The organism is Niveispirillum sp. (assembly GCF_017996735.1).
GTDB lineage: Bacteria > Pseudomonadota > Alphaproteobacteria > Azospirillales > Azospirillaceae > Niveispirillum.
The window spans coordinates 1-13,622 of the sequence record NZ_JAGOGJ010000158.1; the positions used below are offsets into that span (position 1 = coordinate 1).

General features: G+C 68.0%; 13 protein-coding genes and 1 pseudogene. 6 read left to right on the forward strand and 8 right to left on the reverse strand.

Annotation, left to right across the window (positions count from 1 at the left end; all coding sequences use genetic code 11):
• The first annotated feature begins 60 nt into the window (after window positions 1-60).
• Window positions 61-507 (forward strand): sterol desaturase family protein, encoded by a 447-nt coding sequence (locus KBA48_RS28785; RefSeq protein ID WP_292912136.1) that lies wholly within the window; start codon window positions 61-63, stop codon window positions 505-507.
• Window positions 488-1,093, forward strand: coding sequence for a hypothetical protein (locus KBA48_RS28790; protein ID WP_292912137.1), 606 nt, complete (start codon window positions 488-490; stop codon window positions 1,091-1,093). Before KBA48_RS28785 ends, KBA48_RS28790 begins: the two co-directional genes overlap by 20 nt.
• Here KBA48_RS28790 and KBA48_RS28795 read toward each other — a convergent pair.
• Complete coding sequence (locus KBA48_RS28795) at window positions 1,045-1,311, reverse strand: type II toxin-antitoxin system RelE/ParE family toxin (protein ID WP_292912138.1); 267 nt, start codon at window positions 1,309-1,311, stop codon at window positions 1,045-1,047. The genes KBA48_RS28790 and KBA48_RS28795 overlap by 49 nt on opposite strands.
• 32 nt (window positions 1,312-1,343) lie before the next feature.
• Entirely contained in the window at window positions 1,344-1,622 is a 279-nt protein-coding gene (locus tag KBA48_RS28800) for a type II toxin-antitoxin system ParD family antitoxin (RefSeq protein ID WP_292912139.1), read from the reverse strand.
• 40 nt (window positions 1,623-1,662) lie between these two features.
• On the opposite strand from KBA48_RS28800, the gene KBA48_RS28805 reads away from it, so the two are divergent.
• From KBA48_RS28805 to KBA48_RS28820, 4 genes are read left to right on the forward strand one after another with little or no spacing between them, the layout of a single operon-like run.
• On the forward strand, window positions 1,663-2,070 hold the full coding sequence (locus KBA48_RS28805; RefSeq protein ID WP_292912140.1) for a hypothetical protein: 408 nt from the start codon (window positions 1,663-1,665) through the stop codon (window positions 2,068-2,070).
• Window positions 2,071-2,127: 57 nt separating this feature from the next.
• Window positions 2,128-3,702, forward strand: a complete 1,575-nt coding sequence (locus tag KBA48_RS28810) for a glycerol-3-phosphate dehydrogenase/oxidase (protein WP_292912141.1) — start codon at window positions 2,128-2,130, stop codon at window positions 3,700-3,702.
• Window positions 3,699-5,099 carry an FAD-binding oxidoreductase gene (locus tag KBA48_RS28815; protein WP_292912142.1) on the forward strand — a complete coding sequence of 467 codons (1,401 nt, stop codon included), beginning with the start codon at window positions 3,699-3,701 and terminating at the stop codon, window positions 5,097-5,099. Before KBA48_RS28810 ends, KBA48_RS28815 begins: the two co-directional genes overlap by 4 nt.
• Window positions 5,092-6,540, forward strand: a complete 1,449-nt coding sequence (locus tag KBA48_RS28820) for an FGGY family carbohydrate kinase (RefSeq protein ID WP_292912143.1) — start codon at window positions 5,092-5,094, stop codon at window positions 6,538-6,540. Before KBA48_RS28815 ends, KBA48_RS28820 begins: the two co-directional genes overlap by 8 nt.
• Before the next feature lie 27 nt (window positions 6,541-6,567).
• Here KBA48_RS28820 and KBA48_RS28825 read toward each other — a convergent pair whose 3' ends face one another.
• The 6 genes and pseudogenes from KBA48_RS28825 to KBA48_RS28850 form a co-directional block, all read right to left on the reverse strand.
• The gene (locus KBA48_RS28825; RefSeq protein WP_292912144.1) at window positions 6,568-8,133 is read right to left on the reverse strand and encodes a glycerol-3-phosphate dehydrogenase/oxidase; all 1,566 of its coding nucleotides are present in this window, start codon (window positions 8,131-8,133) and stop codon (window positions 6,568-6,570) included.
• Window positions 8,130-9,632: a glycerol kinase GlpK gene (gene glpK / locus KBA48_RS28830; protein WP_292912145.1), complete on the reverse strand. Its 1,503-nt coding sequence runs from the start codon at window positions 9,630-9,632 to the stop codon at window positions 8,130-8,132. The genes KBA48_RS28825 and glpK overlap by 4 nt, the downstream gene beginning before the upstream one ends.
• A 155-nt stretch (window positions 9,633-9,787) precedes the next feature.
• On the reverse strand, window positions 9,788-11,122 hold the full coding sequence (locus KBA48_RS28835) for an MFS transporter (RefSeq protein WP_292912146.1): 1,335 nt from the start codon (window positions 11,120-11,122) through the stop codon (window positions 9,788-9,790).
• 141 nt (window positions 11,123-11,263) lie between these two features.
• Complete coding sequence (locus KBA48_RS28840) at window positions 11,264-12,283, reverse strand: putative sulfate exporter family transporter (RefSeq protein WP_292912147.1); 1,020 nt, start codon at window positions 12,281-12,283, stop codon at window positions 11,264-11,266.
• Complete coding sequence (locus tag KBA48_RS28845) at window positions 12,280-13,206, reverse strand: hydroxyacid dehydrogenase (RefSeq protein ID WP_292912148.1); 927 nt, start codon at window positions 13,204-13,206, stop codon at window positions 12,280-12,282. Before KBA48_RS28845 ends, KBA48_RS28840 begins: the two co-directional genes overlap by 4 nt.
• 172 nt (window positions 13,207-13,378) lie before the next feature.
• Window positions 13,379-13,622, reverse strand: a pseudogene (locus KBA48_RS28850) (Ldh family oxidoreductase); the annotation flags it as partial.

The following is a 13,622-nucleotide window of genomic DNA, read 5'->3' on the forward strand; positions in this document are numbered from 1 at the left end:
GTCCCAGATGATCAGGGTGCCGGCATAGTTGCTGTCCAGATAGCGGGGGTTCGACCCGTGATGAACGCGGTGATGAACACGCCCTCCCATCACCGCGTTCATCACGGGTCGAACCCCCGCTATCTGGACAGCAACTATGCCGGCACCCTGATCATCTGGGACAAGCTGTTCGGCACCTTCGTGCCGGAGCAGGATCATGATCCCGTGCGGTTCGGTCTGGTGCATGATCTGGGCACCTTCAACCCGCTGCGCATCGCCTTCCATGAATTTGTCGGTATCTTCAAGGATCAGGCGCAGCGCGGCCTCTCCTTGCGCGACCGGTTCCTCTATCTGTTCGGCCCGCCGGGATGGAGCCATGATGGCAGCCGCGACGATACCGACAAGATCAAGGCCGCCTTTCTGCGCCGCCATCCCGATCAGGCGGGTTCGCCCGGCCTGTCCGTTGCGGCCGCACAGACCCTGCCGACCCTGACGCGGGAGATGGCCGATGCTGCTGGCGGGCAGTGACGCCATCCTGGCGCTGGCCTGTCTGTGGGCCGGCTGGGCCTTGCTGACGGAGGAGGCGGGGGGCGCGCTGCGCCTGCTGGCCGCGTCGATTGTGGCCCTGGCCATCCCCTCGGCCCTGGGCGCCCTGCATTTCGCGGGATGGGAGCCGGGATGGCTGACCATCCTGCATCAGGATGCGTCCGCGCTGTACGCCCTGCTGGGATTTGCCACCGTCGCCATGGCGCTGTTTCTGTTGCCCGGCACACGGCGCGCGCCCTGGGTAGTGGGGATTGCCGTCCTGCTGGTCGGGGGGCTGGTCCTGGCGGGGCAGAAGGCCCTGGTCGGGCCGCTGTCCAGCCTGTTCATCCTGGCCGGCAGCCTGCGCCTGCTGCGGCGGACCAGGGGCCGGGCGCGGCTGTGGATGGGCCTGTCGATGCTGGGGGTGGTGCTGGCGGCCGTGACGCGGGTGCCGGGGCTTCTGGACCCGGATGCCCGGATCATCGGGCTGCATCTGGGGCTGGCGCTGTGGGTGGCGACGCTGGCGGCGGGGGTGCGGGGCTATTCTTCCCCGGCCGACAGGATGGTGTCGATATCACGCGCCGTGTGAAGGATATGGAGAATGCTCAACGCGGCACCATCGACGCGGTAGAGGATGGCATAGCTCCCGTGAATACGTCGCCGGATGCCCTGATGTTCATATCTCTGCATCACTGGGAAGGCGTGGGGCGCCTGCGCAATGGCTGCCGCCTTCATACGAAGCTCCTTCACGAACGACAGGGCGCGCGCCGGATTCTCTCTTGCGATGAAGTCCGCGATGTCTTCCAAGTCCTGTTCCGCCTGACGGACGAAACGGACAATCAAGGCTTTGCACCATTGACGATCATGGCCGCATATTTCGCTTCCAGGCGATCAAAGACTTCATCGGCAGGGCGTGTCCGCCCGGCGGCAAGGTCCGCCAGCCCGGCTTCGATGGCCGCATCCATGCGGGCCAGGGCGGTGGCTTGGTCCTGCCCCATCTGATCACGCCGGATCAGGTCGCGGATATAGTCGCTGGCGCTGGCATATTGGCCGCTGTCGATGCGGGACTGGACCCAGTCGCGCATCCGGTCGGGCACAGAGACATTCATGGTCGCCATTGCGGCCTCCCTCACAAACCTTCTGCCATGATGCCATTTTTTGGCAAAGCTTGCCAAGACGGAGACCCAGCCCTTGTCCCATGCCGCCCTGTCGCTGCGCCTGTTCGCCCTGTATCTGGGGGTCAACGGGTTGATCCTGCTGCTGCTGCCCAATCTGCTGCTGGGCCTGCTGGGGCTGGCGCCGACGGGGGAGCCGTGGATACGGGTCCTGGGCATCATCGTCTTCAATCTGGGGCTTTATTACCATGCCGGCGCCGATGGGGTGGCGTTTCAGCGGATCACGGTGGTGACCCGTGTCATTGTGCTGGCCGGCTTCACAGGTCTGGTCCTGGCGGGTCTGGCGCCGGGGCTGCTGGTGCTGTTCGGGCTGGTGGACCTCACGGGGGCGATCTGGACGGCACTGGCCATGCGGCGGGACCGGGCTGTTTCCCAGAACGCATCACCATAGCCGTCGCAATTCCCCTAACGTCTGACGAAGACAAACGACAGGGACGGGGAGGGGTGAATGGGGACGGGGGCCAGCCTGAATGCGCTTGATCGCGCCGCCAGCTTCGCCCGGCTGGAGAACGGGGTGTTCGACCTGGCCGTCATCGGCGGCGGCATCACGGGGGCCGGCATTGCCCGCGACGCGGCCCTGCGCGGCCTGTCGGTGGCCCTGCTGGAGGCGCAGGATTACGCGTCGGGCACCAGCAGCCGGTCATCCAAGATGATCCATGGCGGCCTGCGTTATCTGGCGCAGGGCGATGTGGCCCTGGTGCGGGAGAGTGCGTCGGAGCGGCAGGTGCTGCGCCGCATCGCCCCGCATCTGGCGCGGATCACGCCCTTTGTCATCCCGACCACCTCCCTGGCGACGCAGGCCAAGCTGCGCGCGGCCCTGTGGAGCTTCGAGAAGCTGGGCGGGGTGCCGGCGGCGGAACAGCATGAGGTCTGGAGCCTGGATGAACTGGCGCGGCGGGAACCGCGCCTGCGCCGCGACCGGCTGAACGGGGCCGTCGCCTATCCGGAATTCCTGACCGACGATGCCCGCCTGACGCTGGCCAATGTCCGCTCCGCCGCCGCCGCCGGGGCCGTGGTCCTGAACCATGCGCGGGTGGAGGCGCTGGTGGAGGAGGGGGGCCGGGCCACGGGCCTGATCGCCCGCTCCACCCTGGCCGGCGAGGACTGGGGGGCGCGCGTCCGGGCGCGGGTCATCGTGAATGCCGCCGGCCCCTGGGTGGATGGGGTCCGGGCGCTGGCGGCGGGAGAGGGTGGGCCACGGCTCGCCCTCTCCAAGGGCATTCATCTGGTGCTGCCGCGTGCGCTGCTGCCCGTCGCGTCGACCCTGATCCTGCGCGCGCCGGACAAGCGCAATGTCTTCGCGGTACCGCGCGGGGACTTCACCTATCTGGGCACGACGGATCAGTTTTATGCCGGCACGGATTACTGGCCGGAGATCGGGCGCACCGACATCGATTATCTGCTCAATGCCGCGCGGGCGGCCATGGATATGGACCCGATCCGTGATCGGGATATCGTTTCGCTGTGGGCCGGCATCCGCCCCCTGATCGGGGAGGCGGGAAAGAAGGCGACGGAAGTATCACGCAAGGATGAGATGTGGGTGGGGCCCAGCGGCGTGATCGCCATTGCCGGCGGCAAGCTGTCGGCCTATCGCGCCATGGCGGCCCGCATCGTGGATGCGGTGGAAGGGCGGCTGGATCGCCGGCCTTCGCCCTGCCGCACGGCCGATCTTCCCCTGCCGGGTGGGGAGCGGACGCTGGACGGCGATGACCGCCTGGACCGGCTCTACGGCACGGAAGCCGGGCTGATCCGCGCCGGAGGGGACGACGCGGCGGCAGAGGCGCGGCACGCCGTCCTGCGGGAAGGCGCGGCCACCCTGGAGGATTACTGGGTCCGGCGCAGCGCGCGGGCCTGGTTCGACAAGGCGGCGGGGCGCGACGCCCTGGCCCCGGCGGCGGACGCCATGGGCCTGCTGCTGGGCTGGGACCAACGCCGCCGGGCCGCCGAAATCCATCATTGCCTGCAACTGGACAGGAACAGCCGGCGGGCGCTGTCGCCCGGGGCGGAAGGAAATGAGCCATGAACATCGCCGCACAACTGGCCGAACGCATCGGCCGCCACAAGATCCTGGGCGACGCCGAGGCGTTGCGTGCCCGCCGTTATGACCAATGGTGCGTCAAACATCTGCGCGACTGGCGCGGCGAGCCTGTGCCCGCCCCCGGCCTGGTGGTCCGGCCGGAAAGCGTGGCCGATGTGCGGCAGGTCGTCTTGTTCGCCAATGAACACCACATCCCGCTGATCCCCTTCGGCCTGGGCAGCGGGGTCTGCGGCGGGGTGGAGCCGACCCCGGATGCCATCCTGCTGGATATGGGCGGCATGGCGTCGGTCCGCTTCATCGACGAGACCAACCTGCTGGCCGGTTTCGACGCGGGCATGAACGGGCTGCTGGCGGAGGAGGCGGTGGCGGCCCGTGGCCTGACCATCGGCCATTGGCCGCAATCGATCGGGATCAGCAGCGTCGGGGGCTGGGTCTCCACCCGCGCCTCGGGCCAGTTCTCCACCGCCTATGGCAATATCGAGGATATGATCTACGCCGTTGAGGCGGTATTGCCCAATGGCGATGTCGTCACCCTGGGCAAGGCGCCGCGTGCGGCGGCGGGGCCGGACCTGCGGCATCTGCTGATGGGGGCGGAGGGCACGATGGGGGTGATCACCGGCGTCATCCTGTCGCTGCGCCGCGCCGCGCCAGTCCGCCAATGCTCCGTCTTCTTCGCGGACAGCATGGAGGCGGGGTTCGAGGCACAGCGCCAGATCATCCAGGCCGACTGGAAGCCGCCGGTGATGCGCCAGTATGACGGGCGCGAGGTGCGGCGCCTGTTCAAGGATTTCCAGCGGGATGGCAAATCCATGCTGCTGATGGTGCATGAAGGCCCGCGTGAACGGGTGGAGGCGGAGATGCCCGCCATCGCCGCCATCGCGGCGGCGGCGGGGCTGGAGCCGGGGGACGCGGCGGCGGCCGACCAATGGCTGTTGCGCCGCAACCATGTGCCCACCTGGACGGAAATGTTCGACCGCGGCTATGTCGCCGATACGGCCGAAATTTCCGGTACCTGGACGCAGATCGGCGATATTTACAATGATGTCATCCGCGACCTGAACGGGGTTGAGGGTGTCATCAATGCCTCCGCCCACAGTTCCCATGTCTACCGTTCCGGGATTAACCTGTATTTCTCCTTCGCGGCGACGTTCGAGGATACAGGCTTGATGGAACCCGCCTATTTCGAATGCTGGCGCCGCATCATGGAGGCCACGGCCCGCCATGGCGGCGGCGTGGCGCATCACCACGGTGCGGGTCGCCTGCGCAAGCCCTATCTGGCCCATGACCTGGGGACGGCGGGCGTTAACCTTCTGCGGCGGCTGAAGGGGGCCATGGACCCCAATGGCATCATGAACCCTGGCAACCTGATCCCCGATGCCTGAACTGCTGCTGGCCCTTGACTGCGGCACCACGGGTGCCCGCGCCCTGCTGATTGATGCGGGCGGCACGGTGCTGGCCAGCGCCAAGCAGCCCATCCCCTCCGCCTTTCCCGCGCCGGGGCGGGTGGAGCAGGATGGGCAACAGGTCTGGTCCATCTGCCGGACCGTGATCGGGCAGGCATTGGCGCAGGCCGGGCGTCACATGCGCGATGTCGCTGCCATCGGCGTGACGACGCAGCGGTCCAGCATCGTCCTGTGGGAACGGGCCACGGGCCACCCCGTAGCGCCGGTCCTGGTCTGGAGCGACCTGCGCGGCATGGAGCGGTACAAGCAGTTGCGCGCCGCCGGCTTCACGCTCTGGCCGCAGGTGCCGGCGGCGAAGCTGGAGGCGGCGCTGTCGCTTGTTCCCGACCATCAGGCCCGCATGGCGCGGGGGGACCTGTGCTGGGGCACGCTGGACAGCTACCTGATTTTCCGCCTGACGGGCGGCGGGGCGCATGTCACGGATATCGGGTCGGCCTGGCTGTCGGGCTATATCGGCTATCCCGGCCATGCGGGCTGGAACCCCACCCTGATCGCATATCAGGGACTGGAAGCCAGCCTGTTTCCCGCCATTGCCGACAGTTGGGGGCCCATCGGGCAATGCGATCCTTCGCTGTTCGGGGCGCCGGTGCCCGTGACGGCCGTGATGGCGGATCAGCAGGCGGGCATGCTGGCCCATGGCAACCTGTCGGCCGGCGCCTGGAAGGCGACCTATGGCACGTCGGGTGTCCTGATGGCCTCTACCGGTGACCGTGCGGTCAGCCCCCATCGCACCATTCCCATCCAGGCGATGACCAGACGGGGGAATGATATCGCCTGGTGCGTGGAGGGCATGGTCATCACCTGCGGCGCCTTCCTGACCTGGATGTGTCAGGAAATGGCGATGTTCCCGGACGCCGCCGCCCTGTCGGCAGCGGCGGCGTCCGTGCCCGACACGCGCGGGGTTGTGGTGCGCCCCTCGCTTCAGGGGCTGGGGGCACCCCATGGACGTTTTCATGACAGGGCATTGATCTCCGGCCTTGATGGGGGTGCCGGCCGTGCGCATGTGGCCCGCGCCGCCTTGCAGGGCATCGCATTCCGCATGATGGAAATCGCCCGGACGGTGGCCGCCACGCCAGACCTTGCCGTGCCGGACCATCTGCCGGTCGATGGTGGGGCGAGTGCCAGTGACCTGCTGCTGCAATTGCAGGCGGATGCGCTTGGCCTCCCCGTTCGTCGCCACCGGGTGAAGGAGGCGACAGCCTATGGTGCCGCCATCGCGGCAGGGCTGGGGGCGGGGGTGATCATGCGAAGCGACCTGCACCGCTTCGCACGTTATGAGGCGGAATTCATGCCGACCCGCAGCCGCGATGAAGCACGGGCCGCCTATCATGCCTGGGCGGCGGTGGCGCTTGCCGGCTGACCCGGTCGCCGCCGCGCGTGCAGATGGTCAAACAACCGAGGCTGACGCCAGCGCCCTGAAAGAGGCGACCTCCCGCTCGATCCAGATATCGTCACGCCCCAGTTCCGCCCCCAGGATCGCCGCCACGACCGGCGCCGCCTCTGCGGCGGCCATGGCGTCCAGCAACAGGGACCGGGTGCGGCGGGATAAAACATCCTCCACCGTGCGGGCCATCAGATGCCGGGCCGCGTAGGCGGCTTCCCCCCGGACATAGGGAAGGTTTGGATGAAGCGGCGTGTCCCAACCCGGCTGCTCCGCCAGCACCGCGCGCACGGCCGGTGCATCCGCGCCATAGGCGGCCAGCGGGTCCGTCGGGTCCCGGTACGGCACCCAGCCATGCAGATGCAGCCCGGCCGTGGGGCAGGGGACAGGGGACAGATCACCGACGCGGGCAGCCGCATCCACCGTCTGTTCGGCCATCTCGCGATAGGTGGTCCATTTGCCGCCGGTGATGGTGACCAGCCCGCTGTCGGATACCATCAGCACATGGTCACGCGGCACCGCCGACGTGCCCGAAGCCCCCTTCACCTTTACCAGGGGCCGGATGCCGGTAAAGACCGACAGCACATCCGACCGGGACGGCGCGCGGGTCAGGTAATGGGCGGCATGGTCCAGCAGGAACGCGATCTCGCTTTCCTGCGCGTGCGGTTCCAGGCTGGCACTGTCGATGGGCGTGTCGGTGGTGCCGATCACGGTGCGGCCCAGCCAGGGCAGCACGAACAGCACGCGCCCGTCCGCCGTCTTCGGGATCAGGATGGCGTCGTCGCTGGCCAGGAAACCGGCGTCCAGCACCAGATGGATACCCTGGCTGAGCGACAGTCCCTCTGCCAGGTCAGGCCGGTCCATGTGCCGGATCTCATCCATGAAGATACCGGCGGCATTGACCACGGATTTGGCCTGGATGCTGTAGTCGGTACCGGTTTCCATGTCACGGGCCGTCACGCCCGCGATGCGCCCGTCCTGTTTCAGCAGGCCCGTGACCCGCACATAGTTCAACAGGGTGGCGCCATGGTCGGCGGCACTGGCGGCGATGGTGATGGCCAGGCGGCTGTCATCAAACTGCCCGTCATAATAATGGATGCCGCCGACCAGACCGTCGGTCTTCACGGTGGGCAGCCGGCGCATGACCTCTGCCCGCGACAGCAGGCGCGAGCGGCCAAGGCCCAGCCGGCCGGCCAGCAGATCATAGGCGAACAGGCCCGCCCCATAAAACGCCATGTCCCACCAGCGGTAACAGGGCACGACAAAGCCCTGCCGCCGCGTCACCTGTGGCGCGTTGGCCAGCAGGCGGCCGCGTTCATGCAGGGCGTGGCGCACCAGATGCAGATTGCCCTGCGCCAGATAACGCACGCCGCCATGCACCAGCTTGGTGGCGCGGGACGAGGTGCCCTTGGCGAAATCATGCCCTTCCAGCAGCAAGGTGCGATAGCCGCGCGCCGCCGCGTCCAGCGCCGTGCCCAGACCCGTGGCCCCACCGCCGATGATGACCAGATCCCAGACGCCGCCGGCAGCCAGGGCGGACAGCCCCGCCACCCGGTTCAATTCCGTTGTCATGCCGCCCATCCGCATGATTTCTCCACGGCCTTTGTCCATCGATCATACAGTTTTTCGCGCTCGGCAGGTTTCATTCCCGGCTCAAACCGCCGGGCCAGTTTCCAGGTGGCGCGGATCTCTTCGCGGGTCTGCCACATGCCGGTGGCCAACCCCGCCAGATAGGCCGCCCCCAGGGCCGTCGTCTCCGGCACACGCGGCACCTCCACCGGCACGCCCAGAAGGTCGGCCTGGAACTGCATCAGGAACGCATTGCCCACGGCCCCGCCATCGGCGCGCAGTTCCGTCAGGGGGATGCCTGTCTGCACTTCAATGGCGCGGGTGACGTCGCGGGTCTGATAGGCCATGGCCTCCAGGGCGGCCCGCACCAGATGCGCCCGGCCCGTGCCGCGCGTCAGCCCGGCGATCAGGCCCCTGGCATAGGGGTCCCAGTGCGGGGCGCCCAGCCCGGTGAGTGCCGGCACAAAATAGACGCCGTCATTATCGGCCAGGGAGCGGGCCAGTGCCTCTGTCTCCGCCGCCGCCGCGATCAGGCCCAGCCCGTCGCGCAGCCATTGAACTGCGGCCCCGGTCACAAAAATCGCCCCCTCCAGCGCATATTCCAGCGGCTGGTCGCCGATGCGCCAGGCGACGGTGGAGAGCAGCGGACCGGGATCGCGCAGAGTGTTGCCGCCCGTATGCATCAGCAGGAAGGACCCGGTGCCATAGGTGTTCTTGGCCAGACCCGGCCCGTGGCAGGCCTGCCCGAACAGGGCCGCCTGCTGATCCCCCGCCACGCCGGCGATGGGAATGCCGGCCGCGCCCAGGAACCCGTCTTCCGTGGTGTGGCCCAGCACCGCCGAGGAGGAGCGCACCACCGGCAGGCCGCAACCCGGCACATCCATCAGGCAAAGCAGTTCATCGTCCCAGGTGCCGGTATGGATATCGTAAAGCTGGGTGCGGGCGGCGTTCGACGGATCGGTGACATGGGCAGCCCCGCCCGTCAGGTTCCAGATCAGCCAGGTGTCGATGGTGCCGAACAGGATGTCGCCCTTTTCCGCGCCGGCTCGCAGGCCCGGCACATTGTCCAGCAGCCAGCGCAGCTTGGTGCCGGAGAAATAGGGATCGACGACCAGACCGGTCTTGGCGCGGATACTCTCCGTCACACCGGTCCGCGACCGCAGATCGTCGCAGAAGGTCGCGGTGCGCCGGTCCTGCCAGACGATGGCGCGATGCGCGGGCTCTCCCGTATGCCGGTTCCAGGCCAGCACCGTTTCCCGCTGGTTGGTGATGCCGATGGCTTTCAGGTCGCGGGGGCCGATGCCGGCGGCCTGCAGCGCGCGCGATGTCGTGTCCAGCGTCACCCGCCAGATTTCCGCCGCGTCATGTTCCACCCAGCCGGGTTGCGGGTAATGCTGGGTGAACTCCGCATAGGCGCGTCCTGCGATATGGGTCTCGCGGTCGAAGATGATGACGGTCGTTCCCGTCGTGCCCTGGTCGATGGCCAGGATATGGTCGGTCATTTGGCTTCCTCCCCTTCGCCGGTCCCTTATAGCGTTTTTTCCTCAAGCCGGGCGCCGCCATCCGGCGGCTTGGCTTGCGCGGCACGCGCCGCGGGCCGGCCGTCGCCGGCCTCCAACGGCATGGGTCAGAAACCCATGCCGTTGGTATGATACCCTCAACTCACCGTCTCTTCCCGCAAGGTCTTGCGCGCCATCCAGAAAAGGGTGGAGGCCAGCAGGCCGAACAGGGTGAACAGCACCAGCGACCAGCGCACCCCCTCCGCCTTGCCCAGGCCGAACGGTCCGCTCAACAGGTCGCTGATGATCCCCACGCCCAGCGGTCCCAGGCCCAGCCCGACCAGATTGATGATCAGCAGCAGTACCGCCGTGGCCGTCGCCCGTGTCTGCGGCCGTACCAGCCCCTGAACGGCGGCATAGCCCGGCCCGTACCAGAGCGTGTTCAGCACGGGCGGGAAGGCCAGCATGAGCAGGGCCAGGGTCGTATCGTCCGCCGTCAGGCCGACCAGATAGAAAGGGATGCCCAGGGCCGTGGACACGGCCGGAATGGACATATAGGCGCGCAGATCCTTGGCCCCGTGCTTGTCGGCCAGAAAGCCGCCCAGCCAGGTACCCACCGCCCCCGTCAGGCCCAGGATGATGCCCAGGGCCACGCCCAGGAACCCCGCCACACCCAGCCCGAACCCGTCCGCCATGTCGGCCAGGCTGTCGGCATGGTTGCGGAAAAAGAACGGACCCAGGAAGGACGCGGCGCCATAGCCGATGAAGGCCTTGATGGCGGCTCCGAACGCGATCAGCCAGAAGGCGCGTTTCGACCGCAGTTCGGTCCAGGCCTCGCGCATGCTGGGGGCCGCCGCGCGGCGGGCGGCAAGGTCGGCCGCCAGCATTTGCCGGCGCGGTTCGCGCAAGGTCAGGGCAGCGATGATGGCCATCAGCACCCCCGGCGCCCCCGCCACCAGAAAGGCCGTGCGCCAGCCCCAGGCATCGCCGATCAGGCCACCCAGCACCATGCCGAACAGCCCGCCCAGCGGCGTGCCCAGTGAATAGAAGGCCAGCGCCGAGGCGCGGCGTTCGCGGGGCGTATAATCGCTGATCAGGGAATGGGCCGGCGGGGTGCATCCGGCCTCGCCCACCCCCACGCCGACACGGCACAGGACCAGTTGCGTGAAACTCTGCGCCATTCCGCACAGCATGGTGAAGCCGCTCCAGGTGCCCACGGCGGCGGCGATGATCAGGGGCCGGTTGCCCCGTTCGGCCACCCGCGCGATGGGGATGCCCAGCACCGTGTAGAACAGGGCAAAGGCAAGCCCCGTCATCACGCCCAACTGCCAGTCCGCCAGATGCAGCTCATTCTTGATGGGTTCCGCCAGGATGGCGACGATCTGCCGGTCCAGGAAGTTCAGGATATAGATGATCAGCAGCACCCACAGGGCGTAGCGTCGATAGCCGTCGGTGACGGGTGGCGGCGATGGTGGGGCACTACCGGTTCGCACAACCTCTCCTCCCTGTTTTGTTTCTTTTCTGTCTTCCCCGGTTTCGCGGGGATGACGGGAATTGGAAAAATGCCGGTTCCCATGGCCGCATTTCGGTGCCGGGGGCCTGCCGTGATGACAAGGGGGATGGCCAGCGCTGGGCTATCCCACCAGTTCGATCCAGCCCAGCACAAAGACCGCGATGAAGGCCGTCTCCGCCACGACCAGGGCGATGGCGGCGCGCCCGACCTCCATGATGTCCTTGGCCGACGTCTTCATGCCCAATGCCGCCACGGAGATCAGCAGCAGCCAGCGCGACAGTTCCGTCAGCACCGACGTGACCGGTCCCGGCACCCAGCCCATGCCATTGACAAAGGCCAGCGCCACGAAGCCGATCAGGAAGCCGGGCAGGGGGGTGACCCTGGCTTCCCCGTCCCCCGCCTTGCGCCCGCGCGCCGCCAGCAGGGTGATGGCGACCACCACGGGCAGCAGCATGGCCACCCGCATCAGCTTCACCACCGTTGCCGTGTCGCCGGCCTGGGGCGACTGGCTGTAGCCGGCGCCCACCACCTGTGCCACGTCATGGATGGAGCCGCCGAAGAACCGCCCCGCCGCAACGGCGTCCAGGCCCAGCCAGCCGCCGATGGCGGGATAGGCCAGCATGGCCATGGTCGACAGGCTGGTGATGCAGGCGATGACGACGACCGTGTCACGCTCGCTGTCCTTGCGCGGCCAGGCGGCGGCGATGGCCATGGCGGCGGACGCACCGCAGATGCCGACCGCCCCGCCCGACAACACACCGAAACGCCCGCCCACGCCCGTCAATTTCGACAGGACCCAGCCGAAACCGATGGTCAGCGGCACCGCACAGACCACCATGGCCGCCGTGGACCAGCCCAGGTCACCCACCTGTGCAAAGGTGATGCGCAGGCCCAGCAGCGCCACGGAGATACGCAGCAAGGTGCGGGCTGAAAGCGCGATGCCGGGCGCATAACGCGGTTCCCCCGGCAGCGTGTTCAGCGCCATGCCCAGCAGCAGCGCGAAGACCATGGAGGGGGCGTTGTAATGGTCGGACAGATAGGTGGCCGCCAGCGCCACCACAATGGTGGCGATCAGGCCGGGCAGCAACCCGCGCATCCGATCCAGCCGGCTGGGCAGGGGGGGCGTGGCGGCCTCAATCATTCGCCCAGTTCCTCCAGCACCGCACGCGCCGTCACCTCGCTGACGCGTGCGTTACTCTCATCGGTGACGCCGGCGATATGGGGGGTCAGGATCAGGTTGGGCACGCCCTGGAACATGGCGCCCGACGCGGCCGTGACCGGTTCGGTGGCGAAGACGTCCAGGGCGGCTCCGCCCAGTTTTCCCGCCGTCAGGGCGGCGCACAAGGCCGCCTCATCTACCACGCCGCCGCGTGCGGCATTGATCAGGATCGCATCCTTTTTCATACGCGCCAGGGCGGCTGCGTCGATCATGTTGGTGGTCGACGGGGTGAGGGGCACATGCAGGCTGACCACATCCGATGCAGCCAGCAGGGTTTCCAGCGATTGCCGTTCCACCTGTACCCAGGCGGGATGGCGTTCCGGCAGGTGCGGATCATAGGCGGCGACGGAAAAGCCCAGCGCCATGGCCTTTTGCGCCGTCAGCCGGGCGATGGCGCCATAACCGACCAGCCCCAGCCGCTTGCCCGCCGCTTCCCGTCCCATCAGGTCGGTGCGCGGCCATTCGCCCGCCGCCACACGGGTAGAGGCGAACCATGACCGGCGCAGCAGCATCAGCGCCGCCGTGATCACATATTCGGCGACCGCCAGATCATTGGCGCCCGTGGCGGGCCGGACAGCGATAGTGCGGGCCGCACAGGCGGCCATATCGATATTGTCCAGCCCCACACCCAGCCTTCCCACGACCTTCAGCCTGGGCGTCTGATCCAGCAAGGCTTGGCGCACCTGGGTCCGGTTGCGCACGATGAGCGCGCGGGCGTCGGCCAGGGCGGCGGCCAGCCGGTCCGGGTGATCCACCAGCGTGGGATCGTACAGGACGTCACGGCCGGCCAGGACATTGGCGATGGCGTCCTTGTCCATGAATTCGGTGATGACGATGTCGGGCATGATTTGCCTCTCGATATGGTGTTGGGGTGTTCCCTCACCCTCCCTCTCCCGCACGCGGGCGAGGGGCGAAATATGGCGCGAGGTCCAGTTCCATCCCTCGCCCACAAAAGTGGGAGAGGGAGGGGCCCATTGGCGCCAGCCAATGGGAGGGTGAGGGCGAGCAGGGCTGCGCTCACCCCACCAGACCCAAAATCTCCGCATGCAGCGCCGCCGGGATGGTCACCCCGTCGGTCGCCGCCTTCGCCCGCAGCGCCAGCCGCCGGTCGCCGGGCAGACGGGCCGGCGCCTCTCCCGCCACGGTCAGCAGCAGATGCGCCATGTGTGCGGCATAGCCGTCGCCACCGAACCGGGCGGGGTCCAGCACGATCAGCAATTGCCCCAGGTCGGGCGGGCCGCCATCGCCATCAAAGAAGCCG

Bases quoted from the DNA above. Each gene is read 5' to 3' on its own strand.
- KBA48_RS28785 (WP_292912136.1), top strand. From the start codon at position 61: ATGAACGCGGTGATGAACACGCCCTCCCATCACCGCGTTCATCACGGG.
- KBA48_RS28790 (WP_292912137.1), top strand. From the start codon at position 488: ATGCTGCTGGCGGGCAGTGACGCCATCCTGGCGCTGGCCTGTCTGTGG.
- KBA48_RS28800 (WP_292912139.1), bottom strand. From the start codon at position 1,622: ATGGCGACCATGAATGTCTCTGTGCCCGACCGGATGCGCGACTGGGTC.
- KBA48_RS28810 (WP_292912141.1), top strand. From the start codon at position 2,128: ATGGGGACGGGGGCCAGCCTGAATGCGCTTGATCGCGCCGCCAGCTTC.
- KBA48_RS28815 (WP_292912142.1), top strand. From the start codon at position 3,699: ATGAACATCGCCGCACAACTGGCCGAACGCATCGGCCGCCACAAGATC.
- KBA48_RS28820 (WP_292912143.1), top strand. From the start codon at position 5,092: ATGCCTGAACTGCTGCTGGCCCTTGACTGCGGCACCACGGGTGCCCGC.
- KBA48_RS28825 (WP_292912144.1), bottom strand. From the start codon at position 8,133: ATGACAACGGAATTGAACCGGGTGGCGGGGCTGTCCGCCCTGGCTGCC.
- glpK (WP_292912145.1), bottom strand. From the start codon at position 9,632: ATGACCGACCATATCCTGGCCATCGACCAGGGCACGACGGGAACGACC.
- KBA48_RS28840 (WP_292912147.1), bottom strand. From the start codon at position 12,283: ATGATTGAGGCCGCCACGCCCCCCCTGCCCAGCCGGCTGGATCGGATG.
- KBA48_RS28845 (WP_292912148.1), bottom strand. From the start codon at position 13,206: ATGCCCGACATCGTCATCACCGAATTCATGGACAAGGACGCCATCGCC.